The 25,379-nt window shown below is 44.8% G+C and carries 22 protein-coding genes; 18 read left to right on the top strand and 4 right to left on the bottom strand.

Annotated features, from left to right (window positions below):
- Window positions 1-135 precede the first annotated feature (135 nt).
- Together MHI12_RS08560 and trmB are read left to right on the top strand one after the other, a co-directional pair.
- Complete coding sequence (locus tag MHI12_RS08560) at window positions 136-336, top strand: hypothetical protein (protein WP_036610190.1); 201 nt, start codon at window positions 136-138, stop codon at window positions 334-336.
- Between the two features lie 152 nt (window positions 337-488).
- Window positions 489-1,244 carry a tRNA (guanosine(46)-N7)-methyltransferase TrmB gene (trmB, locus tag MHI12_RS08565; protein ID WP_076252463.1) on the top strand — a complete coding sequence of 252 codons (756 nt, stop codon included), beginning with the start codon at window positions 489-491 and terminating at the stop codon, window positions 1,242-1,244.
- A 130-nt stretch (window positions 1,245-1,374) separates the two neighbouring features.
- Here the strand turns inward: trmB and MHI12_RS08570 are convergent, their stop codons facing one another.
- Complete coding sequence (locus MHI12_RS08570) at window positions 1,375-3,627, bottom strand: AraC family transcriptional regulator (protein ID WP_405172159.1); 2,253 nt, start codon at window positions 3,625-3,627, stop codon at window positions 1,375-1,377.
- A 408-nt stretch (window positions 3,628-4,035) separates the two neighbouring features.
- Between MHI12_RS08570 and MHI12_RS08575 the strand changes: the two genes are divergently transcribed.
- From MHI12_RS08575 to MHI12_RS08585, 3 genes are all read left to right on the top strand, one after another.
- A complete protein-coding gene (locus tag MHI12_RS08575) occupies window positions 4,036-4,941 on the top strand; it encodes a sugar ABC transporter permease (RefSeq protein WP_017689672.1) in 906 nt (301 codons plus the stop codon).
- Between the two features lie 95 nt (window positions 4,942-5,036).
- Complete coding sequence (locus MHI12_RS08580) at window positions 5,037-5,900, top strand: carbohydrate ABC transporter permease (protein ID WP_370511436.1); 864 nt, start codon at window positions 5,037-5,039, stop codon at window positions 5,898-5,900.
- Between the two features lie 100 nt (window positions 5,901-6,000).
- Complete coding sequence (locus tag MHI12_RS08585) at window positions 6,001-7,554, top strand: ABC transporter substrate-binding protein (RefSeq protein ID WP_405172160.1); 1,554 nt, start codon at window positions 6,001-6,003, stop codon at window positions 7,552-7,554.
- 140 nt (window positions 7,555-7,694) lie between these two features.
- Here MHI12_RS08585 and MHI12_RS08590 read toward each other — a convergent pair whose 3' ends face one another.
- Together MHI12_RS08590 and MHI12_RS08595 are read right to left on the bottom strand one after the other, a co-directional pair.
- The gene (locus tag MHI12_RS08590; RefSeq protein ID WP_341006557.1) at window positions 7,695-8,846 is read right to left on the bottom strand and encodes an MGDG synthase family glycosyltransferase; all 1,152 of its coding nucleotides are present in this window, start codon (window positions 8,844-8,846) and stop codon (window positions 7,695-7,697) included.
- A 50-nt stretch (window positions 8,847-8,896) separates the two neighbouring features.
- Complete coding sequence (locus MHI12_RS08595) at window positions 8,897-9,424, bottom strand: phosphatase PAP2 family protein (protein WP_017689668.1); 528 nt, start codon at window positions 9,422-9,424, stop codon at window positions 8,897-8,899.
- 710 nt (window positions 9,425-10,134) lie between these two features.
- Between MHI12_RS08595 and MHI12_RS08600 the strand changes: the two genes are divergently transcribed.
- From MHI12_RS08600 to MHI12_RS08640, 9 genes are all read left to right on the top strand, one after another.
- Complete coding sequence (locus MHI12_RS08600; RefSeq protein WP_036610177.1) at window positions 10,135-11,373, top strand: glycosyltransferase family 2 protein; 1,239 nt, start codon at window positions 10,135-10,137, stop codon at window positions 11,371-11,373.
- A 335-nt stretch (window positions 11,374-11,708) separates the two neighbouring features.
- Window positions 11,709-12,203, top strand: a complete 495-nt coding sequence (gene infC / locus MHI12_RS08605) for a translation initiation factor IF-3 (RefSeq protein ID WP_017689666.1) — start codon at window positions 11,709-11,711, stop codon at window positions 12,201-12,203.
- Window positions 12,204-12,227: 24 nt separating this feature from the next.
- The gene (gene rpmI / locus MHI12_RS08610; protein ID WP_017689665.1) at window positions 12,228-12,431 is read left to right on the top strand and encodes a 50S ribosomal protein L35; all 204 of its coding nucleotides are present in this window, start codon (window positions 12,228-12,230) and stop codon (window positions 12,429-12,431) included.
- A gap of 88 nt (window positions 12,432-12,519) precedes the next feature.
- Window positions 12,520-12,879: a 50S ribosomal protein L20 gene (gene rplT, locus MHI12_RS08615; protein WP_017689664.1), complete on the top strand. Its 360-nt coding sequence runs from the start codon at window positions 12,520-12,522 to the stop codon at window positions 12,877-12,879.
- A 580-nt stretch (window positions 12,880-13,459) separates the two neighbouring features.
- Window positions 13,460-14,500, top strand: a complete 1,041-nt coding sequence (locus tag MHI12_RS08620) for a BMP family protein (protein ID WP_091032858.1) — start codon at window positions 13,460-13,462, stop codon at window positions 14,498-14,500.
- Window positions 14,501-14,801: 301 nt separating this feature from the next.
- Window positions 14,802-16,340, top strand: a complete 1,539-nt coding sequence (locus MHI12_RS08625) for an ABC transporter ATP-binding protein (RefSeq protein ID WP_127544457.1) — start codon at window positions 14,802-14,804, stop codon at window positions 16,338-16,340.
- Entirely contained in the window at window positions 16,333-17,412 is a 1,080-nt protein-coding gene (locus tag MHI12_RS08630; RefSeq protein ID WP_036610168.1) for an ABC transporter permease, read from the top strand. The genes MHI12_RS08625 and MHI12_RS08630 overlap by 8 nt, the downstream gene beginning before the upstream one ends.
- Window positions 17,413-18,375, top strand: coding sequence for an ABC transporter permease (locus tag MHI12_RS08635; protein ID WP_047842245.1), 963 nt, complete (start codon window positions 17,413-17,415; stop codon window positions 18,373-18,375).
- Window positions 18,376-18,592: 217 nt separating this feature from the next.
- Entirely contained in the window at window positions 18,593-18,982 is a 390-nt protein-coding gene (locus MHI12_RS08640; RefSeq protein ID WP_047842246.1) for a hypothetical protein, read from the top strand.
- A 6-nt stretch (window positions 18,983-18,988) separates the two neighbouring features.
- Here MHI12_RS08640 and MHI12_RS08645 read toward each other — a convergent pair whose 3' ends face one another.
- Window positions 18,989-19,432, bottom strand: a complete 444-nt coding sequence (locus MHI12_RS08645; protein WP_036611020.1) for a GNAT family N-acetyltransferase — start codon at window positions 19,430-19,432, stop codon at window positions 18,989-18,991.
- Between the two features lie 604 nt (window positions 19,433-20,036).
- Here MHI12_RS08645 and ilvB point away from each other — a divergent pair.
- The 4 genes from ilvB to MHI12_RS08665 all read left to right on the top strand — a co-directional run bounded on the left by ilvB (window position 20,037) and on the right by MHI12_RS08665 (window position 25,202).
- Window positions 20,037-21,788, top strand: coding sequence for a biosynthetic-type acetolactate synthase large subunit (gene ilvB, locus MHI12_RS08650; protein ID WP_036610160.1), 1,752 nt, complete (start codon window positions 20,037-20,039; stop codon window positions 21,786-21,788).
- Window positions 21,785-22,267: an acetolactate synthase small subunit gene (ilvN, locus tag MHI12_RS08655; RefSeq protein ID WP_024628317.1), complete on the top strand. Its 483-nt coding sequence runs from the start codon at window positions 21,785-21,787 to the stop codon at window positions 22,265-22,267. The genes ilvB and ilvN overlap by 4 nt, the downstream gene beginning before the upstream one ends.
- Before the next feature lie 261 nt (window positions 22,268-22,528).
- Window positions 22,529-23,521 (top strand): ketol-acid reductoisomerase, encoded by a 993-nt coding sequence (gene ilvC, locus MHI12_RS08660; RefSeq protein WP_036669754.1) that lies wholly within the window; start codon window positions 22,529-22,531, stop codon window positions 23,519-23,521.
- A gap of 139 nt (window positions 23,522-23,660) precedes the next feature.
- Window positions 23,661-25,202, top strand: a complete 1,542-nt coding sequence (locus MHI12_RS08665; RefSeq protein WP_405172161.1) for a 2-isopropylmalate synthase — start codon at window positions 23,661-23,663, stop codon at window positions 25,200-25,202.
- Window positions 25,203-25,379 lie beyond the last annotated feature (177 nt).

A 25,379-nucleotide genomic window follows, 5' to 3' on the forward strand; every position in this document is an offset into this window, starting at 1 on the left:
GTTTTCTCCTTGCTATAGTTTACACCTTATGTTATATTTAAATCAGCGTCAGACACCATCTAATGGGTATTATTCATCATAGCATTTGAATCAACGTTGACGTCATGGACCATACTATACCGTGAGGTGATATGAATGAATTCCCAAGTTAAAAACAATGAATTGAATCATGTGTCTGTTGAATTGACGGCAGAAGAAGCACTGGCTTTAACAGGTGTTCGTTTTAATGGAAATCCGAAAGTGAAAGCGGCTGCAAGACAAAAAGTTCGCGATGCTTTCGAAAAGACATTTGATTTTTCACACCAAGATAAGGTAGACTATGAACTACTAAAGTAGTTGGACCCCAATTCCAAATAAATCGAAGAGGGAATCTTTGAGATTTGCCCAAAGTGGCAGATCCGAAGATTCCCTTTTCATTGCTCTTTACAATTTGCCAGTTCTTCGGCAAAATAAGTCTGAGACAAGTATGGGACAAACGGAGGAATAAAATGCGTTTACGTGGCAGAAAAGGGATAAGAGAAAATCTGGAGCAACAAGTTGATCTTGTTGTACTGGACCCGAAGCAACATAAAGGAAAATGGTCTGAACTGTTTGGCAATGATCACCCGATCTTCGTGGAATTTGGTATGGGTAAAGGTCAATTTATCAGCCAAATGAGTTATAAATATCCGGAATTTAATTTCATCGGTATTGATATGTATGATGAGCTGGTTCGTCGTGCCAGTGAGAAGGCTCGTAATGCGTGGAGTCAGGCTGATGTGGAGACTCCCCCGAACTTGAAGCTTGCGCTGGCAAATATCGAACAGATCGAAGAAGTTTTTGAACCGGAAGAACTGGAGCGCATTTATTTGAACTTCAGTGATCCTTGGCCAAAAGCAAAGCATGCACGTCGTCGTTTGACGCATCCGCGCTTCCTGAAGAAATACACGGAATTGCTTAATCCCAAAGGTCAGATTCATTTCAAAACCGATTCGGAGACGCTGTTTGATTTCTCACTCAACGCCATTGCCGACTTTGGCCTGCAAATGACCAATATTTCTTTGAATCTGCATCGTGATGGTTTGAATGAAGAACATGTGATGACCGAGTACGAGCAGAAATTCATGGGTAAAGGTATGAACATTCACCGCGTTGAAGTGATTGTGGGTGAAGAGGCCTTGCGTGAGTATCAGCAGACACGTTTGGACAAGTATAAAGTTCGTGAAGCTTCGGATGAGTCTGGCGAAGATCAGGAACAGGAATAAATCGAAATCTAACTTAAACTCATTAAAGAAGAGCGACACATGAGGTGAATGATTCATTCTCAAAGGTCGCTCTTTTTTTTGCATTAACAATCGATGTGCATTACTCCATAAACTCACGTCTGGGATAAATTCAAAAGTTCTCTGAATGAAACTCTTTGCGGCGATAGTCGTTTGGTGTAACCCCGTTGAACTTTTTGAACATGCGATAGAAGTATGAACTGTTGGTGAATCCGGTTCTCTCGGCAATGTCGGCAACGGAGTTCTCCGTCTCCACCAGCAGATGCTGGGCCTTGGCTATGCGGGTTTCGTTAATCACGTCCGTGAGCCCTTTCAGGGTGAGTTGTTTGTAGAGCCTGCTTACATAGATGGGCGACATGCCCAACTCGTCTGCGATAGAAGTTAGACATAGATTGGGGTCCGCATAGTCCCGTTCAATAATGCCATTGATTTTACGAATCAACTCTTCGTGCTTCAGTGTACGTTTCTCCTCAACTTTGGAACCAAGCTCATCAAACATTCGATAGAAGTGTTCATGTACTTCACTGATGTCTTCCGCGTCTTTGACAGGCAGCATTAGACCATCCGAGACTGAATCAAGCGTGAGTTGATTATTCTTCTTGAGGGTATTTCGTACATGGTTCAGTGTCATCGTCAGATGGGATAAGGCTAGCTGGAAGACGGTAAACGGATATGCAGCTGTCTCGCCGACGATATCTGCATAGACTTGTTTGGCTTCTCGCGTCTTACCTGTCATTAGATGATCGACAAGTTGTCTTTCCTTACCTGCTGGGAATGCGTACTCCTTGGCGTGATAAGCCATAATGTCAGAGGTATAGATCAGACAGCCCGGTCCCATGAACAAACGATGCAGTGAGGCTTCGGCTGATCTGGTGTAGGATGCAATACTGTCTTCCAATGAATCTTCTTCCGTGCCGATCGTACAGGAGATGGAGCATTTCAGATGGGTCATTACAGCTGCCTGCATCATACGTAGCAGCTCTTCAATCCGGTTATGAGCAGGTTGCTCAAGTTCATGGCTTTCCGCTTTCTCATTGAAGATGAGTGTGATCAGATCACCGCCCATGTCCACAGCTTCCGCATTGTAGTGGAGATCGGCTGTCTCGGTGCAGATGTTCATCATGGCGTATTTTACAAGCTGGGTCTCATCACGATACGTTTCGCTGAATTCGGTAAAATGGTCAATACGCAGCAATACCAGTCTGGATGCATGCCGAACATCAATGGAGGAACCATAGAACTTCATCCGTTCTTCCAGCATACCTCCGGTTACTGTTTCGCGGCCCTGTAGGGCCCCTCGTAGAAAATCCTGCCGTAACAAATGAAGACTGCCACGTCGCTCTGCTTCCATCACACGTAAACGAACAAGCACCTTATCAATAGGATGATATAGTTTTCGGGACACAAGGTAAGAGAGCAGTAACCCTGCGAAGAGAAGTCCAACACAAAACAGAACGGTATGTGTGCGCATACTCCGTATATCTGAGGTAATCAGATCATAAGGTGTTATTCTCACATAACGCCAACCCAGATCATCGGGAGCGGTATAGGTGATGAGAGATTTTTCTCCGTCGACCTTCTCGGTAAAGTAAGCTGATTGCCCCGTATCCTGCATAATTGGCTTCATAAAAGCTTCGCTGGAGAGATTTTTCATCAATGCACGGTCGCCAAAGTCAGATAAAAGGTCTCCATTCTCATTCACGATAAAGGTTTTGCCTGGTTGATCCACAGCATTCATATTAGGACTGAGCCAATCATCCTTGATATTAACGATGACAGCATAGTTTAGCTTTGCGTTATCATTAATCGTGTCATAACAGAGATAGGTGTAGCTGTTAACCTCTGTCGCTTCGGTAGAACCGACCTGATATGTACGCGGGATGGGAACAAAAGGTTTATAGTCATGGAAGCGTTGGAGGATGCTTTTAATCCCCTGATCGTCGATCTCCGAGATGGACTGCTGCCCATTGCGCACGTCGGAACTGATAAAGAATTCATTGCTTTTGGAGTTATATACATAGATAGATTCAATAAAAGGAAGGGACATACGGTAGTTGTCTAGCTGCTCCATCGCGGATGTGATTTCATAGATATTCGGTTTGGAATAGAGCAGTAATGAAGAGATGGTGTAGTCTTGATAAATCTGATATGACAATGATTTTGCAGTCTCGGTCATTTTGGCCACTTCACGGCTGGTTTGAGTAAGACTGTTCATATCTGTACGATACACCTGGCGAAGAGCGATCCGATTATAGTTGACGTACAAAATAGAAGAAGCCACAAGTAAGGTAGCGACGGTACTGATAATAATGCCGATCAGAATCCGTGTGAAGACCTTCTGACTGTCCTCTGAACGTTTACGCATTCTTCTTCCCCCTCAGACCTCCTATTTTGGGTGAACAACATAGAATTTCATATACATACGTGAGGCTTCATATATGGATGAGCAGAAGAACAAGAGTAATTTGAATTATATATTATGTATGCGTTTACATCAATGCTGGACAGGCCATTTTGCCTGTTTTGTCTACATAAAGTTCAACTTTCGCTGGATTGTTCACTAGGTGTAGCCTATGCACGATATCAACATTTGTGAACGGATGTGTGTGGATGTCTGTTCATTTCATGGTTCGTTCATTTTGTTCATAGTTCATTTCGCAGAATCGTTCATTTTCTGAAGGGAAGCTTCAGTATCCGTGAGTGAAGAGTGCATCTACAATAAAAAGAGAGCTCCACCACGCAGCACCGCAAGAAATTCGGGAGGGATCGAGCCATGCTCAAAGAATTGAACAAAAACAAAATCATGTTTCTGATGCTGTTGCCCACGCTGATCTTTTTTCTGATTAACTCGTATTTTCCGATGGTCGGCATCTATTATGCGTTCACCCGGTATGATTTTGAAGGCGGATTATTTGGCAGTCCATTTGTCGGTCTGGAGAACTTTAAGTTCCTGTGGCAATCCGGAATGCTGCTGAAGCTCACAACCAATACCGTGGGTTACAATCTCGCCTTCATTATATTAGGAAACGGTCTGGCGATCTTCTGTGCGATCATGCTTAGCGAGATCCGGGGCAGGTTATTCAAAAAAATTACGCAATCCGTCATGTTCTTGCCGTATTTCATCTCGTTTGTACTATTAAGTGTAATCGCTTACAACATGTTTAACTACGAGTCGGGTTTTGTGAACACGGTGCTCAAACGTTTCGAGGCCGGCCCGGTCGACATTTATAACACACCCTGGATCTGGGTGTTCCTGATCATCATCTTTTATCTATGGAAAAATCTTGGATACAGCATGGTCATCTATCTGGCCGCCATAACGGGTATCAGTGACGAGTATTATGAAGCTGCCCGTATCGACGGGGCCAATATATTTCAGCGGATCTGGTACATTACGGTACCAATGCTGAAGCCAACCTTTGTCATCCTGTTGTTGTTCTCACTCGGCAGCATTATGAAGGGGCAGTTTGACCTGTTCTATCAACTGATCGGTAACAACGGGGTGCTGTACAATGCTACAGATATTATTGATACGTATGTGTATCGTTCACTGAAAGTCACGTTTGATATCGGGATGGCAACGGCTGCTGGTCTGTATCAGTCCTTGTTTGGATTCATTTTGATCATGACCGTCAACTATATTATCCGCAAAGTAAATGAGGACTACGCCTTGTTCTAGACGCCCGCAGGGCAGGAGGGAGAACAATCATGAACACGCCAATGAATACTCACACGCGTACGAATACGCGTCTCAGAGATTCGGAATTCACTTTCATGTTTCAACTGATTTCCTACAGCTTCATCATCATTTTATCAATCATGTGCTTGCTACCGTTTCTGCTGATCCTATCCGGTTCATTCAGCAGCAACGAGTCCATTGTGAGGGATGGTTATCACCTCTTTCCAACGGACTTTTCCCTGGAAGGTTACAAAATGGTGTTCAAATTTCCGACTCAGGTACTCAAGGCTTATGGGGTAACGGTCTTTACAACGGTGGTGGGGACTACGCTAGGGCTGTTCCTCATCACAATGGCCGGATTTGTGCTCCAGCGTAAGGATTTTAAATACCGTAACACGTTTTCGTTTTTTATCTACTTCACAACCCTGTTTGGTGGGGGACTTGTGCCTTGGTACATTATGCTGGCGAACTACTTCAATCTCACAGATACGTACACCGTACTGATTTTCCCGGGGTTGATGACGCCATTCCTCATTATCTTGATGAAAAACTTCATTCGCTCGGCAGTTCCGGATGAATTGATTGAGTCCGCCAAAATTGATGGAGCGAATGACTTCCGCATCTATTTCAGCATTGTGTTGAAACTGGCGATGCCTGGTATCGCAACCGTAGGTCTGTTCCTGGCACTGGGGTACTGGAATGACTGGTTTACCTCATCCCTCTTCATTAACAACCCGGATATGTACCAACTGCAATTTTATCTCTACAACACGATGAACACGATTACATTCATTGACCAGATGGCGATTGGCACAGGGATCACACTCAGTCAGGATGTGCCTACCGAATCAACCAAGATGGCAATGGCTATCGTTGTAACGGGACCGATTTTGTTTCTGTATCCGTTTGTACAACGTTATTTTGTCAAAGGACTCACCATTGGTGCAGTGAAAGGTTAGAACGTGAACACGCTGTGGGTGTCAGGCCATTGACATCATTTCCGGTCTGAAGCATGGCGAGTCTGCGCTAACATATAAAGGTTCACCACAAAAAGGGAGGATGCGTATGCGTAACAAAACAATTCGGCACCTGTCTCTGGTACTTGCCCTGATGCTGTTCGCCGGGGTACTTGCCGCATGTAATAATGGTTCGGGGGGATCGACGCAAGGAAGCGAGCAGGGAGGAACATCCGGGAACAAAGGGGAGAAAGTCACACTTCAATTTTACATGCTTGGGGATGCTCCGAAAGATCTGCCTGTCATTGAATCTGAGATCAATAAGCTGGCGGAGGCTGATCTGAACGTCAATGTGAAATTCAACTACACCTCATGGACCGACTGGGATCAAAAATATAAACTGCTGCTGTCTTCCGGACAGCCGATCGATCTGATCTTCACAGCGGATTGGACATTCTACCAGTCCTATGCAAAGAAGGGTGCGTTCCTGCCACTGGATGAAATGCTGCCTACAGCAGCGCCAGCACTGAAAGCTCATGTACCTGATGACATGTGGAATGCTGTCAAAATCAATGACAAAATCTATACTGTTCCATCCACTTGGATTGAGTATGTAACCGAGGGAATTGCGTACCGTGAGGACTTGCGCGAGAAGTACAATCTTCCGAAACCGGAATCCTTGGAGACGCTCGAAGCGTATCTGGAGGGCATCAAAGCCAACGAACCCAATATGATTCCGATTGCGGATAGCAATGCCAACCATACCCATGGTATTCGTCAATTGACATCCAAGCTGGTTAATACAGCAGGTCAACTTCCATATGGACTGGATATTATGTATGACACACCAACAACTGTGACGTCCTACTGGGGATCGGCGCAACACCTGGAAGACCTGAAAACATACAAACGTTGGATGGATAAAGGCTTTTTCCCGAAAAACGTATTGAATGTAAAGGATACTTCCAACTCATTGCTGCAAAATGGAAAAGCAGCTGTTGTTCTGTCCGGGGAGAACCCGAACAAATTTAATGCAGATGTCATCAAGGTGCAGTCTACTCATCCAGATTGGAAACTGGCTTATTTCCCGTACCCGAATGCGAAAGGGTTTGCACAACCGGTTCACCCGATCCACAATGGTTTTGCGATTCCGCGTAGCAGTAAAAACCCGGAAAAAGCATTGGCATTTTATGAGAAACTTGTGACAGACAAACGATATAACTGGTTGACTGAATACGGCGTTGAGGGCAAAAACTTCGAGGTAGATAATGGATACTACAAAATGGTCGGAGATGCACAAACAAACGGCTTCCCGCGTGAGGGCATGAATGGCTGGGCTTGGCGCAATCCGGAATTCATGCTCTATGACAAAACCTTTGATGATGTCCTGACCATGTTTGAAGATCTCGACAAAATCAAGAAGCCGGATATTTATACCGGATTTGCTGAAGACTGGACACCGTACCAAGCTGAGAAGGCTGCATTGGAGCAAGTGGAAAAACAATATCTTTATCCGCTTAATGTAGGTTTGGTGGCAGACGTAGAGGCTGGATTGAACACATTTATGGAGAAGGCTAAACAAGCGGGATTGGAAAAAATTCAGGCAGAATACACCAAGCAGTGGCAGGAGTACTTGAAGTCAGCAGGCATTCAATAGTTTGTACTTTCCTTCATAAAGAAAAGGTGCCTTCAAATCCGAAGGCACCTTTCCAATGTGGTTGCAGGCTTGTTTGAAGCCGTTGGTTAGAGGCATGATTGGACGAAGAATACGGGAAGCAGCACCTTATTTGGATAAATTCATAAACGGGCCTCTTCTGCGGATGAAGGACGAACGTCCTCCAGCAGATCGATAATACTTTGAGCGCTCTGCATTGGATGAACCTTGGCGATTTCCGCCAGATGACGTTTGCGTTTACGTACAACATCCGGGTAGTGATGCAACAGCTTGTTCATCCATTTAACCACTACGTCGGGCGAAGTTATGGGTTCTCCCAACCCTCTTGCCGTAAAATAATGGACGTTTTCTTCTTCCTGACCAGGTATAGGGTTGTGGAACAACATGGGAATTCCTTTGGCCAAGCCTTCACTGCATGTCATTCCCCCAGGTTTGGTAATCAGAAGGTCGGATACTTCCATTAATTTGTCCACTTCGTTGGTGTATCCCATAATGTGAATGTTTTCTTTGCGATACATGGGGTTCTGTTCCATGCTGATCCGTACTTTATCATTGCGACCCAGACAAAAAATGATCTGAATATCTTCATGCCAGCGTGTCAGCAGCGGATGGACCAGCTTGTCGCTGAGCATTCCCCAACCGCCGCCCATCACTAGTACAGTGGGCATGTTCTTGAGGTTAAATCTGCTTCGGATCTCTTCTCGCCCGGGATGCTCCCAGAAATTTGGATGCACCGGAATGCCCGTGACTCGAATGTTGTCTGCAGGTACGCCTCGTAGCATTAGTTTGGACTTAACCTCATCTGAAGAAACCAGATAAAGGTCTACTTCACGGTTAATCCACGTCCCATGTGCATCATAGTCGGTGATGACTGTGCATAGAGGAACCTGTACACCCAGACGCTTCAGTCTGGATATGACAGCACTTGGAATCGGATGTGTACAGACGATCGCATCGGGACGTAACTGGCGCACAACGCTGCGTGTGTGTGTATAGAACAGTTTATGCAACGCCAGTGTTGTCAGCCTGTTCAATGATTTTTTATATTGGTGTCTGTATACGTATCCGAAAAGTTTGGGTTGGTTGGTAACCGTTTTTTTGTATGCTGTTATAATCAGAGGTGCAACCTTTGGATTTAAGAAACTTCCCAGTTCAAGCACTTTTGTCTGCACGTCTGGCGAGAGCTTTCGCAAATTGCTGGACAATGCATAGGCGGCTTGAGTATGACCCGTACCAAAGCCTTCAGATAATAGTAATACTCTTTTTTTCTCCACGCTTACTTCACCTGTTCCTGCTAGGTTTTTCTGAGTCTAACATATCGGCTTTAAGACCAGAATGCAACTGTTGCAAGTGCGACTAAAGTACCTATTGTGGCACCCGCCAGAACATCGGAAGGATAGTGTAACCCCAGATAAATTCGAGAGAATCCGACAATAAGGGCCACAGGCAACAATATTAGCAATAAGATCGGATCAGTGGTCATAAAGGGAACTGTGACCGAAAAAATGGCAGTTGTGTGCCCTGAAGGAAACGAGTGATCCGTCAGGGGATTACGGAACGTAATTGTATCCGGCAAGGCCAGATAAGGTCGAATGCGGGGATACAATTTTTTCGCGATGGCTACAGGGATGTGGCTGACCGCAAGGGCGATACATGCCTGGAGTCCTGTTGTGCTCCATGGAGCTGGAGCAAGCAGCCAGATTAACAACGATATTGCAATAGATGAAGTTGCTCCACCCAGATGGGTGAAATAATACAGCCAAAAATTCATAAAACGATTATGAAGTCGGCCGTTGATCCACATAAAAACATTTCGATCATAATCTTGAAACTTTAAGAATAAACGGCTCATATTGGCCTCCTGCCAGTCAGGCCGCCCATAATGGCGGCATTATTTCCGGTGATTTTCTGCATCCGGTTTCGTCCTGATTAGTATATAACCGTTTTTCATGAACTTGAGGTTATTTCAGGTATATGTTTATCATATTTTTAAATGTTGTCCTTTTCAAGAAGAACCCATGTAAAGAACGTGAAATTCATGTTAAAGAGTGGATATATACCCATCTTAACTTTTTGACTTGGGTCAGCCAAAAAAGATACAATGATTCAACATGGCTGAAATGAGGTAAAAAAATGTGAGTTCTGTTTCAAACTTTTTGAGGTCTGTTTGCGTTATTTGTTATAGAGCCTCTGACGAAGAATAACATGCTGATGAAAAAAGCAGGGACTTTAGAAATAAAAATCAAGTAAACGGCTGAAAATAAGATATAACAGGCATGAATGCGAGGTTGTGGTATCACGAAGTGTCTATTCAGCGTTTAAAGATCACATTTCTGCTTCAAAAAGTGAAATTGGGGTTTTGACAAATGACTGAAAAGGATACAGAATCGATAAAGCAGCCAACTGATAGCAACCAAGCTTTGAAACATTGCCTGATATAATCACGTAGTACACAAAAGAACAGGGTCATATTCTGCAGATCAAAAAAAAATAAATTGCAGAATCAGGAAGAGAAATGCTTGAGTAAACTGGGTTTTGAAAAAAAGGGGGTAACAGAGAACGATGTTGGACGCTATATTCGTCACGATGCAGGTCATTCTGGCACTGCTAGCCGTGTACCAATTCACGTTTTCGCTGTTCGGTCTGATTAAGAAAAAGAAAAAGAAACATTATCCGGCGACAAAATCATTCGCTGTACTCGTCGCAGCACACAATGAGGAACAAGTCATTGGTGCCTTGATGGAGAACTTGAAACAACTTGATTATCCGGAAGATCTGTACGATGTGTTTGTCATCTGTGACAACTGTACGGATGGAACGGCTCAAATTGTCAGAGAGCATGGATTAAACGCATGTGTACGTACCAATGCCGATTTAAGAGGTAAAGGGTATGCCATCGAATGGATGCTTAAGTACCTTTGGAAATTACCGCGTCAGTATGACGCAGTTGTTATGTTTGACGCGGATAACCTGGTTGACCGTAACTTCTTGCTTGAGATGAATGATGACTTGAACAATGGTTCGCGTGTTATCCAAGGATACATTGATACGAAAAATCCGGAGGATTCCTGGATTACTGCAGCTTACGGTGTTTCTTACTGGTACATCAACCGTCTGTGGCAGTTGTCTCGTCATAACTTGAATATGGCGAATTTCCTCGGAGGAACCGGAATGTGCTTTGAGACCAACCTGTTGAAGGAAATTGGTTGGGGTGCAACAAGTCTGGTTGAGGATCTGGAGTTTACGATGCGCAGTGTGCAACGTAATGTGTATCCTGTTTTCAACTATGACGCCAAAGTATTTGATGAGAAGCCATTAACATTCAAAGCTTCAGCGAGACAACGTCTGCGCTGGATGCAAGGTCACTTTACAGTTGCGCGTAGATACTTCTTCCCGTTGCTATGGCAGTCCATTAAGGAAAGAAGCCTGGTGAAATTTGACCTTGCTATCTACGGAGCCAATGTCTATGTGGTGTTGCTTACGTTCCTGATGACGGCTGTGATGTGGGTAGACATGGCTATATTCAGTGGTCCGCACATTGCTAATATTTATGGATACTTCCCGTTATGGGTTGGGTTCGTGGCTATTGGTTTGAACATTCTGACGTTCCTGTTGTCCATGGCGCTGGAGAAGGTTACCTTTGCCAAAGTTTATCTATATCTGATTTTGTTCCCGATCTACTTGCTGTCTTGGTACCCGATTACGTTCTACGCTTTCTTTACGCAGAACAACAAACAGTGGAGCCACACTCAACATACACGTGTTGTACGGTTGGATGAGGTGCAAAGCAAACAAGGGTAAGGAACATGCATGCGATACTTTGTTGACATCTGATATCACAAATGTGTAATTCACGAAAAAAAGTTGTGAAGAATGTTGACAATGTATTTCATGGGTGATATAGTATTCAAGTGCCTTAAAGCGAATAGCAATGGAATCACAAGCAGAAGTCCGACTTCTCACCTGATCAACAAATATGTTGGCTGGTCAACGATCCCAATAATTTATGAAGTGTATACTCATGAAGAATTGTGTTGATTACAGGGATGTCGGTAGCTTGACCGGCATCCCTTTTATTTTTGTTTAACTGGATATTCAAAATGACCTGGAGGTGGACGATTATTAGTAAAGATCACATGATTAATGATGAGATTCGGGCGAAGGAAGTACGCCTTGTCGGAGCTGAAGGAGAACAAATTGGGATTACGCCCATTCGCGAAGCACTGCAAATGGCGATTGACCTGAATTTGGATCTGGTCAATGTGGCACCACAGGCTAAACCGCCGGTGTGTCGTATTATGGACTATGGCAAATTCCGCTATGAGCAACAAAAGAAAGATAAAGAAGCCCGTAAGAACCAGAAAATTGTTGATATTAAAGAAGTATGGTTCCGTTCCAATATTGAGGAGCACGATTATCAAACGAAGCTTCGTAATGTAGTTAAGTTTTTGAACGAAGGCGACAAAGTGAAATGTTCTGTTCGTTATCGCGGACGTGAAATTGCACATGCCGCGATTGGTCAACGGATTTTGGAGCGCGTTAAGGTAGAAGTTGCAGAACTTTGTACTGTTGAACGTCAACCAAAATTGGAAGGCCGCAGTATGATCATGATCTTGGCTCCTAAAGCCTGATAACATTGGAGGAGGAAACACAAAATGCCTAAAATGAAAACACACAGCAGTTTGAAAGGACGCTTCAAAATTACCGGTTCCGGTAAGGTCCTTCGTTACAAAGCTCACAAAAACCACTTGCTTTCCCACAAATCCAAACGTGCTAAGCGCGTTCTGAACGGTAACCCAGTTATGGCTGCCGGGGATGTTAGACGTTTGAAACAAGGCTTGGCTAACTTGAAAGGCTAATTCTAATTAGTACATTCCGTATGGGGGATCGGCTACGGCCGTACACATACCACGGATACATTTATATTTATTTGGGAGGTTCTTTAATATGGCAAGAGTAAAAGGCGGTTTTGTAGTACGTCGTCGTCATAAAAAGGTTTTGAAACTGGCAAGAGGTTATTTCGGTTCCAAACACCGTATTTTTAAAACAGCTAACGAGCAAGTAATGAAATCCCTGGTATACGCATACCGTGACCGTCGCAACACGAAACGTAACTTCCGCAGACTGTGGATCGTTCGTATCAATGCTGCAGCACGTATGAATGGTTTGTCTTACAACAAACTGATCCATGGTTTGAAACTTGCTGGAGTAGACATGAACCGCAAAATGTTGGCTGATCTGGCCGTTAACGACATCAATGCGTTCAACTCTTTGGCTACTGTAGCTAAAGGCAAAATCAACGCTTAAATTGTATGATACAAGCCGCCGTACCTATATGGCGGCTTTTTTTACGGCTTGGAAGAAATTCGAAGATGAATCTCTGAATGATTAGAGCGAATAGGCTGTAGTCTGGAAGGGAACAATGAAACCAGATAACTGGTGAATAACGATCCATAGGAATACATAAAATACGAACGGTGAAATAATACAAATAAAAACAGGTAAATCCCACTCATCACTAAAGTTCGCGATATGTTTTTGTTATATAACATCACATCGTTGTAACGTTAGTGTGTTAAAACGCTAAATTATTAAGCGTTTTCAATAAAAAAAGAACAAAAATATGTGATATTTGGTGATGAAACATCTGGATTTTAACACTGGTTGATTGTATAATCACCTCTAGTAGGCTAGTCCTAGATTTTTCTCTCCATGTCATAATGTTCGGTTTTTCGACAGATGATAGGATGCTTCAAGGGTGAGAATACGCTTTTAATGTCGAAGAAACCATACATTCTGCATAAAAGTCATTCCTGCTATCTGTTAACCGTTCAATTGTAGGCTGGATTGGAATGAGGGATATATCATTAAGGGGGAAAAAGAGAAAATGAAAAAGATGCTCAGCTTGTCTTTGGTAATGTTGCTGGCGGTATCGGTTATGCTCGCAGGTTGCGGTAGCAAACCGAAAGAAGAAACAAATGCCGGAGGAGATACAGGTGGCACTTCCACTGAAGCAAAATCCGATCTCAAAATCGGTATGGTTACTGACGTAGGTGGAGTTAATGACAAATCCTTTAACCAATCCGCTTGGGAAGCTCTGCAAGCGACTGAAACAGAAACAGGTACTGCTGTTAAATACCTGCAAAGTAAATCCGATGAAGAATACATTCCTAACTTGAACGAATTCGTTAAAGGTGGATATGATTTGACTTGGGGTATCGGTTTCCAATTGGCTGATGCAATCAAAACGGTTGCTGACCAAAACCCGGATGCTAAACTCGCGATCATTGACAGCGTAGTGGATTCCCCTAATGTTAAATCCGTAACTTTTGCTGAAGAAGAAGGCTCTTTCCTGGTTGGTGTTGTTGCGGGTCTGACAACAAAAACGAACAAAATTGGTTTTGTTGGCGGTATGGAAAGCCCGCTGATCAAAAAGTTTGAAGTTGGATTCAGAGAAGGTGTTAAAGCAGTTAACCCTGACGCTAAATTCATTTCTAACTACACAGGTGCATTTGATAAACCTGACCTGGGTAAAGCAGCAGCAGCAACACTTTACAATGAAGGCGTAGATATTATCTTCCACGCTTCTGGCGCAACAGGTAACGGTGTGTTTATCGAAGCAAGTGCTCGCAAGAAACAAGGTCAAGATGTATGGGTTATCGGTGTTGACAAAGACCAATCTCTTGAGTTTGGTGATGAGATCACTTTGACTTCCATGATCAAAAAAGTTGACGAAGCTGTTAAGCGCGTAAACCAAGAAATCATCGATGGTACCTTCAAAGGCGGAGCTGAGAATCTGACTTTGAAAGACAACGGTGTAGGTGTCGCTGATACTTCCACGAAAAATGTTTCTGCTGATACACTTGCAAAAGTGGACGAGTACAAAGAAAAAATCATCAGCGGCGAAATCAAAGTTCCTACAGAGTAATTTGATCTTCGTTGCAAAAGAATAATCATTGGGGCCGGTCTTGACCGGCCTTATGATTGCAAGAACAGGAACATTTGATCAAGTCATCATAACAATTGTACAAGGTCACACTGTGCACCAACGCTCCGGTAGGAGCTTTTCTTAAGATAATGGAATGTATATGTTCTTAATTGAGTTGCACCATTCGATTATCGCAAGAAAAACTTCAGCTAAGCGAGGTCTGTCTTCTTTGAAAGTACGTCGATAGACGTTTTTTTTTACGTTTGCGGAACCACACTATATCAGTTATAAGGGTGATTACATGGGTGCAGCAACCCCCGTCGTTGAGTTAAAACAAATTACGAAGCGTTTCCCAGGCATTGTTGCCAACGACGCCATCAGCCTTCAGCTTCGTAAAGGCGAGATCCACGCGCTACTGGGCGAAAACGGCGCTGGTAAGTCAACGTTGATGAATATTGTTTTTGGTCTCTATCAGCCAGATGAAGGTTCCATTGAAGTGAATGGCAAGCCTGTCATCATCGACAGTCCTAACCGAGCGATCGATCTTGGCATCGGTATGGTGCATCAGCACTTTAAGCTTGTACAGCCGTTCACGGTAACAGAGAACATTATTTTGGGATCTGAACCAACGAAGGGTCTCAATATTAATTATAAAAAAGCAGCCGCTGAAGTTCAGCGTCTGTCTGAACAGTATGGATTGAAAGTGAATCCTCATGCCAAGATTCATGATATCTCAGTCGGAATGCAGCAGCGAGTTGAGATCGTAAAAACATTGTATCGTGGTGCAGATATTTTGATTTTTGACGAGCCTACAGCCGTATTGACTCCTCAAGAGATTAAAGAATTGATAATCATCATGAAGAAGCTTGCTGCTGAAGGAAAGTCCATTATTTTGATCACGCACAAACTGAAAGAAATCATGGAAATCTCCGATACGGTAACGATTATCCGTCGGGGTAAAGTGATTGATTCGGTCAAAACTTCGGAAACGAATCCGAATGAGTTGGCAGAGAAAATGGTGGGGCGGAATGTCACATTCAAAGTGGACAAAAAACCGGCTACACCTGGAGCCAATGTGCTCGAAGTCAGTAAATTAACGGCCAAGAATAAAGAAGGTATTTCGGTTCTGAACCAACTTAACCTGAACGTACGTGCAGGAGAGATTGTCGGAATCGCAGGCGTGGATGGTAACGGTCAAAGTGAACTGATTGAAGCTCTTACCGGACTTCGTAAAGTAGAGAGCGGTTCGATTCTTTTGGAGGGCAAGGAGCTGTCCAATCATTCTCCTCGCCATATCTCGGAGTCGGGTGTAGCCCACATTCCGGAAGATCGACATAAACACGGACTTGTACTTGATTTTTCAGTGAGTGAAAATATTGTTCTGGAATCGTATTATAAAGCACCATACACCCGTAAAGGGTTCCTTAACTTCGATGCCATCAAACAGCAGGCGAAGCGGCTTGTTGAGGCTTTTGACGTGCGTACACCAAGCATCGAGACCAAAGCTCGGTCCTTGTCCGGAGGAAACCAGCAAAAGGCCATTATCGCCCGTGAGGTAGATAAAAACCCTGAACTGCTTATCGCTGCGCAACCAACACGTGGTTTGGATGTAGGGGCTATTGAGTTCGTGCAAAAGCAACTGATTGCACAGCGCGATCAAGGGAAGGCTGTTCTGCTGATTTCATTTGAGCTTGATGAGATTATCAATGTATCTGACCGAATTGCTGTTATTTATGAAGGCCAGATCGTTGGCGAGGTGCTGCCGGAAGAAACCAATGACAGGGAGCTCGGCTTGATGATGGCGGGCAGCACCCAAAAGAGAGGTACTGCGCATGAATAACGTATTGAAATGGTTTACCCGAGATTCATTTATTTTACCTGTAGTAGCTATTATTATGGGTCTTATTCTCGGTGGAGTTGTCATGCTGATTGGTGGTTACAATCCAATTGAAGCCTATGGTGCATTGTTCACCAAGGTATTTGGCGACATGTACAACTTTGGTGAAGCAGTACGGGAAATGACACCACTAATTATGACTGGACTAGCATTTGCATTTGCATCACGTGCAGGGTTGTTTAATATCGGGGGAGAAGGTCAATTTCTCGTTGGTATGACCGCTGCAACATTTGTTGGTGTTAAATTTGCAGGTTTGCCGATCTACCTTCATGCGCCACTGGCTTTGATTGCCGGTGCATTGTTTGGTGGTCTGTGGGCCGCGATTGCTGGTTATTTGAAGGCGGCACGTGGGGTCAATGAAGTTATCAGTAGTATCATGTTGAACTGGATTGGTCTGTATCTGGCCAACCTTATCGTTCGCCAATTCTTGCTATTGAAGGGCGAGAATCGTTCCGTGGATATCAGCGAATCGGCTTCGATTAGTTTGACATGGCTCTCTGAGCTGATGGGCAATTCCCGTGTACACATGGGGACGTTAATTGCCCTTGTGATGGCTGTGCTCTTTTATATCTATATGTGGAAAACAAAACAAGGTTATGAAATCCGCGCGGTAGGTTACAACCCTAATGCGGCTGAATATGCAGGTATGCATGTTAACCGGAATATCGTAAAAGCGATGTTTATCAGTGGTATGCTTGCCGGTCTTGGTGGTGCATTCCAGGTTCTTGGTGTGTTCCAATACCAAACCGTAATGTCGGGTTCACCAGGAACAGGCTTTGACGGAATTGCGGTTGCCCTGATTGGTTTGAATCATCCGTTTGGGGTGTTATTGGGGGCAGTGTTGTTTGGTACCCTCACGTACGGATCTGCAGGTATGAGTTTTGCTGCGGATGTTCCGCCTGAGATTATTCGGATTGTGATCGGTTCGATTATCTTCTTCATTGCGGCACAAGGCATCGTGCGCTGGATACTTAAACCGTTCTATTCGAAGCGTAAGAAAGAGAAGGTGTTGTAGATGGACTTGTTGACAATTGGGCAAATTATCAATACGACGCTTGTCTTTGCTACGGCATTGATTTTTGCATCACTCGGCGGAATTTTTTCGGAAAAATCAGGTGTAACCAACCTTGGACTTGAAGGTTTTATGGTCTTTGGTGCCTTTGCAGCTGGAATCGGAGCGCATTATGCTCAAGAATCGGGCATGGGCGGAACGACATCGGCCTGGATGGGGGTTTTGCTCGCGATTGTATTGGGCGTACTGGTATCTCTGATTCATGCCGTTGCGTCTATCACATTTAAGGCAGACCAGATTATCAGTGGTATCGTCATTAACTTTTTGGCAGCAGGAAGTACGTTGTACTTGGTTAAACTGTTGTTTGAAGGTTCTGGTGATTCACCGTTGGTTCAAGGCTTCAGCAAGTTTGATGTGCCATTGTTGAAAGACATTCCTTTGCTTGGAGAAGCCTTCTTCAAGAACGTATATCCAACGACATATCTGGCCATTCTGTTCGTATTCCTGACGTATTACATCATGTTTAAAACGCCATTTGGTCTGCGCCTTCGTTCTGTAGGTGAACATCCAAGTGCGGCTGATACGGTTGGTGTTAAAGTGCTTCGTTATCGCTATATTGGCGTTATGATCAGTGGTGCGCTTGCGGCCATTGGTGGAGCTGCGATTACGTTGACGACTACGGGTACATTCTCACACAATACGGTTTCCGGCCAAGGTTATATTGCCATTGCAGCTATGATCTTTGGTAAGTGGAATCCGATTGGTGCCTTTGGTGCGGCTGTCTTCTTTGGATTCTCACAAGCGATCCGAAACTATGTACAGTTGTTTGAATGGTCACAAAGTATTCCCCAGGAAATTATTTTTATGTTGCCTTACCTGCTTACCATCATCGTTCTCGTTGCAGCGGTTGGACGTTCTTCCGCTCCGTCTGCACTCGGTGAAGCATATGATCCGGGTAAAAGGTAACAACCTTTTCCATATCAGTTTAGCTATTCAGAGTTTTGATAAAGGGTCCGCCTTGTGCGGGCCTTTTTTTGTTTTCTTGAGCATCACCAAGCCGTTTTTTCACGTTTAACTTGGTTCTCGTGCAGATACCCATATTTTCAGGTAGGGACAAAGAAACAGGCGAATTCAGTGATGGACGAATACACTGTTTTGAACGATCCGAGGAGGAGGGGAAAGTATGAAACAACAAGTTACGCGTGATGAAGCGATGAAATTAATAGGCAAAAATATTGTTGCAATCAAAAAAGACGGCACTCGGGTTACGGGAAAGCTGTTGAAAGTATCGGGCAACAAACTGGTACTCAAGCGTTTGAATGGCAAAAAAGTACGTACAAAAGCGATTCTGCCACTGGTATTGTTTGATCTGCTCGCTATTGCTACACTGCCTTATGCTTATGGAGGTGGTCCCGGCTTCGGTCCCGGATATGGACCTGGACCAAAACCAGGCCCTGGATATGGTCCAGGCTACGGACCGGGATATGGACCTGGAGGACCTGGTGGCGGATATGGACCTGGTCCTGGATTCGGCCCTTATGGTCCAGGTCCACGCCCACCAGGATTTTTCTAAGACATTCTATAATGTTTTTTCCAATTCGTAGCAGCGGCTTATCATGATGTATCGAATCGCGCTGTATCCATTTTTTTGATAAAACTGAAGCCCTTTGGTATTGCCCTCATCCACCATCACTTTAGATCTTCGACAACCCCGAGATACCGCAAAGCTCTCTGCTTTGAGTAACAAAGTTTGCCCGTAACGTTTGCGTTGTTCTTTCGGACTAACGGCCATCATATCGACATAGAGCAATTCCCCATGCATGAGAAAATGGATGAATGCCACAGCAGCTTTGTCTGGCTCCGGCGAGACAACAAAGGTCATGCCCCTGTTCATTCGCAGGGGTATTTCTTTGCGGATTTTATTAATTTCCTTTTCGCTCATATGGGATAAAGGAACAAGTTGAGTGTCAATCAGCTTCATGATGGCGCCATCATCCAGCTTGGATGTGCGTTGCCGAATCACCATGCGGAGCCTCCTTTCAGGACCAGTCGTGCTGCTCGTATATCCTATGCCCGAAGCAAGATAAAAGGTGACTGAATGAAGCGCTGGGATTAGGGCAACCTTATAGGCTGAAGAGGGAGGAAAGAAGGTTCTCTGAATTTTTATGCAAAACAGGTATTGACTTATCGGTTGGAGGAATCATATAATGTTCCTAACATTTAACGAGAATATTTCATCGGCTATGAAGAGGACGAAGTTTTAAGGGCTCTTTTGCTCAGAGAGTGGCTGGAATTGCTGAAACCACCACCATTATCCCTTATATACGAGCTCACCTCGGAGCTGTTTTCCTGAAAAGCACTGGATGTCACTCCTTTCGCGTATTAGGGAAAATCGTATGTCTGCGTTACAGACAACAGGTATGGGAAACGACTATGTTCGTTTGAGCTATTCGTTTTGTTGTACCTGGTAAGGTCCGTTATTGCGAAATTTCGGGCAAAGTTGGGTGGTACCACGGAAGCGATAACCTTTCGTCCCTCGCAAGCATGAACTTGTTTGCAGGGGATGGAAGGTTTTTTTTGTAACTTTAAATGTCAGAATGGTGTAAATTCCGAGAGGAGGATGACTAATGGGAGCTCAAATTCCAGAAGTACGATCGACAGATGAATTACGTGAAAAATGGATGAAGCCGGAGGTCATTAGCGGTTCCGAGATTCTGCTGAGAAGCTTGTTGCTTGAAGGTGTGGATTGCGTATTTGGTTACCCGGGTGGCGCAGTGTTGTACATTTACGATGCAATGTATGGTTTCGAGGATTTCAAACACGTCTTAACCCGTCACGAACAAGGTGCAATTCATGCAGCTGACGGATATGCACGTGCAAGCGGCAAAGTTGGTGTTTGTATCGCTACCTCCGGGCCGGGAGCAACCAATCTGGTTACTGGAATAGCCACGGCATATATGGATTCTGTGCCGCTGGTTGTCATTACGGGAAATGTTAATTCCAGCCTGATCGGCTCGGATGCTTTCCAGGAAGCGGATATTACCGGGATTACAATGCCGATCACCAAACACAGCTATCTGGTAAAAGATGTTAAGGATCTGTCGAGTATCATTCATGAGGCATTCCATATTGCCAACACCGGCCGTAAAGGTCCTGTACTGATCGACATTCCGAAAGATGTCTCAGCCAACAAAACCTTGTTTGAACCGAGTACTGAACCTGTTACATTAAGAGGGTACAATCCACGGACAGTACCAAACAAACTGCAGGTTGACCGTTTGGCTCAGGCCATTCAGGAAGCAGAACGTCCAATGATTCTGGCCGGTGGCGGTGTGGTATACTCGGGAGGACATGAAGAATTGTTCGAGTTTGTTGAGAAGACAGGCATTCCGATTACGACAACCCTTCTGGGGCTTGGTGCATTCCCAAGTGGGCATGAACTATGGACAGGGATGCCAGGAATGCACGGAACATACACATCCAACCTGGCCATCCAACAGTCGGATCTGCTGATCAATATCGGCGCACGATTCGATGATCGGGTAACAGGTAAGCTGGACGGATTCGCTCCACATGCCAAAATCGTCCATATCGATATTGATCCGGCTGAGATTGGTAAAAACATTGCAACCGATATTCCAATCGTTGGTGATGTGAAGACCGTACTTGAAATAGCCAACAAAGAAGTTGGACGTGCAGAGCGTGCAGATGCATGGAGAGACCAGATCAAACAGTGGAAACAAGAGAAGCCTTACAGCTATACGGATTCAGACGAAGTGCTGAAACCGCAGTGGGTTGTTGAAATGTTGAATGATACAACCAAAGGTGAAGCGATTGTGACTACGGATGTGGGACAACATCAGATGTGGGCAGCACAATATTACAAGTTTAATCAACCACGTTCATGGGTAACTTCGGGTGGTCTCGGAACGATGGGCTTTGGATTCCCTTCTGCCATTGGTGCTCAGATGGCCAATCCGGACAGACTCGTTATCTCCATTAACGGTGACGGCGGAATGCAGATGTGTTCCCAAGAACTCGCAATCTGTGCCATTAACAATATACCGGTAAAAATTGTGATCATTAACAATCAGGTACTCGGAATGGTTCGCCAATGGCAGGAACTCATCTATGAGAACCGTTACAGCCACATTGATCTGGCAGGAAGTCCGGATTTTGTAAAACTGGCTGAAGCATATGGCGTGAAAGGATTGCGTGCAACGAATAAAGAAGAAGCAGCGCGTGCTTGGCAGGAAGCTTTGGATACACCAGGACCAGTCGTTGTAGAATTCGTAGTACGCAAGGATGAAAATGTGTATCCAATGGTTCCGCAGGGAGCAACAATTGATCAAATGCTGATGGGGGATGCTGACGAATGATTAGACATACGATTTCAATATTGGTTAACGATCAGCCAGGCGTCCTTCAGCGGGTATCAGGGTTGTTCGGTCGACGCGGATTTAACATTGAGAGTATTACAGTAGGTCAATCGGAAGAACCTGGACTCTCCCGGATGGTTATTGTCACCATTGGTGACGATAAAACGCTGGAGCAGATTGAGAAACAATTGTACAAAATCATCGATGTTATTAAAGTGGTTGATTTCAGCCTGAAACCGATGGTAGCCCGGGAACTTGCCCTGATCAAAGTGAAAGCAGAGCCTTCCGAGCGTCCTGAGATTCTGGGTGTGGTAGAAACATTCCGCGCATCCGTTGTAGATGTTGGTCCAGGCAGCCTGATTGTGCAGGTAGTTGGAGATACGGACAAAATTGATGCTATGATTGAATTGCTCAAGCCATATGGCATTCGCGAATTGTCCCGTACAGGCATAACTGCATTGGTACGCGGCAACGTATAAAGCTATAATGAATGAAGAGGGACGACGGTTAGCTAACATATACAGTTGATCTTATGTGAGTGTCAGTCCCTTAACAGTTGTAATTTAACATTTTAGTGATGTAACGCTTGAAAATATAGCTACATTCCCGCATTAATGGGCGGGTGTCTGAACGGATCGGATCAGACCAGAGATGCTTTTGACACTCCAAGCGAGGCGGTCCCTTGAGACACCCGCTCATTAATGAAGGGTTCTTTACAATACAAAGGAGGACTTATAAACATGCCAGTAACTACTTATTATGAACAGGATGCAGAGCTTAACGTATTGAAAGGAAAAACGATCGCGGTAATCGGTTATGGTAGCCAGGGCCACGCCCAAGCTCAAAACCTTCGTGATAGTGGATTGAACGTAGTCATCGGACTTCGTGAAGGTAAATCCTTCGACACTGCAAAAAATGACGGATTTGAAGTTCTGTCCCCGGCTGAAGCAACAAGTCGCGCAGATGTAGTTCAAATCTTGCTGCCAGACGAAACTCAAGCTTCTGTATACAAAAACGAAATCGAACCAAACCTGAAAGAAGGCGCTGCATTGCTCTTCTCACACGGTTTCAACGTTCATTTCGGTCAAATCGTTGCTCCAAAAAACAGCGATGTATTGCTGGTAGCTCCTAAGTCCCCTGGTCACATGGTACGTCGTACTTATGTGGAAGGTTTTGGTGTACCAGGCCTGATCGCGATTGAGCAAGATGCAACGGGTAAAGCTAAAGAAATCGGTTTGGCTTATGCTAAAGGTATCGGTTGTACACGCGCAGGGGTTATCGAAACTTCCTTCCGTGAAGAAACAGAAACAGATCTGTTCGGTGAGCAAGCTGTTCTGTGTGGTGGTGTGAGTGCATTGGTAAAAGCTGGATTCGAAACATTGACAGAAGCGGGTTACGCTCCTGAAATGGCATACTTCGAATGTCTGCACGAACTGAAGCTGATCGTTGACATGATGTATGAAGGCGGACTTTCAAGCATGCGTGATTCCATCAGTAACACAGCTGAGTACGGTGACTATGTAACTGGACCTCGCGTGGTAACTGAAGATACCAAGAAAGCAATGAAAGAAGTGCTGACGGATATCCAACAAGGTAAATTCGCACGCGACTTCATTCTGGAAAACCAATCCGGACGTGCATTCTTGACAGCAACTCGTCGTAACGAAGCTGAACACCCAATCGAAGTGGTTGGCGGACAATTGCGTGAGATGATGCACTGGATCAAGAAGTAAGCATTAACTTCTAGACATGCACTTTAAGGTATTCAAGTAAACTTAGAGCTTTAACTGGGAATAGCGGCCGTGCTTTATGCGTGAGCCGCTATTGCTGGTTCAGAGAAACATATAATAACAAGTACAGGAGGTGCGAAGCGTGCGTAAAATCTATGTATTTGACACAACGCTGCGTGATGGAGAGCAATCCCCGGGAGTCAATCTGAACACTCGTGAAAAGGTGGAAATTGCCCATCAGCTCGAGCGGCTTGGCATTGACCGGATGGAAGCGGGTTTCCCGGCGGCATCTCCAGGTGACCTGGCAGCTGTCAATGCAGTAGCAAATGCGGTCAAAAATGTGACTGTAATTGGCTTGTCCCGTTCCAGAGAGCAAGACATTGATGCGGTTAAAGAAGCACTTAAAGGTGCACAGGATCCGTGCATTCACGTTTTCCTGGCAACTTCACCTATTCACCGCCAACATAAATTGCGCATGGACAAAGCGCAGGTACTGGATACAGCTCGTTCCGCGATTCGTTATGCAAAGAAAACATTCTCGAAGATTGAATTCTCACTTGAGGATGCAGGTCGTACCGAGTATGATTTCCTCGTGGAAATGGTGAATATGGCTGTGGAAGAAGGTGCAGCCGTCGTGAATATTCCGGATACGGTTGGTTACCTGAGCCCATATGAATACGGAAACATTTTCAAACATCTCAAGGAGAATGTACACGGCATTGAAAAGGTACAGCTGAGTGCCCACTGTCATAATGACCTGGGTATGGCGACGGCCAATACACTTGCAGCCATTCTCAACGGAGCCGATCAGATCGAAGGTACGATCAATGGTATTGGTGAACGTGCCGGGAACACGGCGATCGAGGAAATTGCTATGGCGCTGGAGACACGTCAGGAATTTTTCCAGGCGAAAACATCGCTGCAGTTGTCTGAGATTACACGGACCAGTCGTTTGGTTAGCCGTTTGACAGGGATGGTTGTGCCTGGAAACAAAGCCATTGTTGGGGCGAATGCCTTCGCACATGAATCCGGGATTCACCAGGATGGCATGTTGAAGGAAAAAACAACGTATGAGATTATGACTCCAGAGTCCATCGGTCTGAAGGAAAGCAAACTTGTACTGGGTAAACATTCTGGTCGTCATGCCTTCCGTGAACGGTTGATTGATCTGGGGTATGAGCTGGAAGATGAAGCATTGAATCGTGCTTTCGCTCAGTTCAAAGATCTGGCTGATAAGAAAAAAGAAGTTACTGACGAAGATCTGCTTGCCGTAATTGAAGAGAAATTGCAGGATGCACCTGAGGTGTATAAACTGGAATCCATCTTCGTAACGTACGGAGACGAATCGGTACCAACGGCCAAAGTCCGCATTGCAACGCTTGACGGGGATACGATTGAGAAGCAAGCAGAGGGTAACGGATCGGTAGATGCAATCTACAATGCGATTGACCAAGTGAGTGGGGAAGACGTAACGTTGTCTGACTACTCCATCAAATCGGTAACGCATGGTAAGGATGCATTGGGTGAAGTGCATGTTGTGCTGACTCAGAATCAGGTTTCGGTACAAGGACGTGGCGTAAGCACAGATATATTGGGTGCAAGTGCACGTGCCTATGTAGACGGCCTGAATCAATTGATTGAGAAGCGCAAAACATATACGAACCGTGTAAACGTTAACCTGTAGGCTCCGATGAAAGAAGCACACCACCTTCTTTGAACTGAACTTAAAGCTGGGACGTATGTACGCTGCCAGGAAGATCTATCTCGATCTGAATTGATTTGGTAGATCGTTCGGCTTGCTTTGTTACGTGTAGTGAGGGACGTAAAGAGTCTGACTCTCCTGTGGAGGGTCAGACTCTTT

Source organism: Paenibacillus sp. FSL H8-0280 (assembly GCF_045040665.1).
Taxonomy (GTDB): domain Bacteria; phylum Bacillota; class Bacilli; order Paenibacillales; family Paenibacillaceae; genus Paenibacillus; species Paenibacillus xylanexedens_A.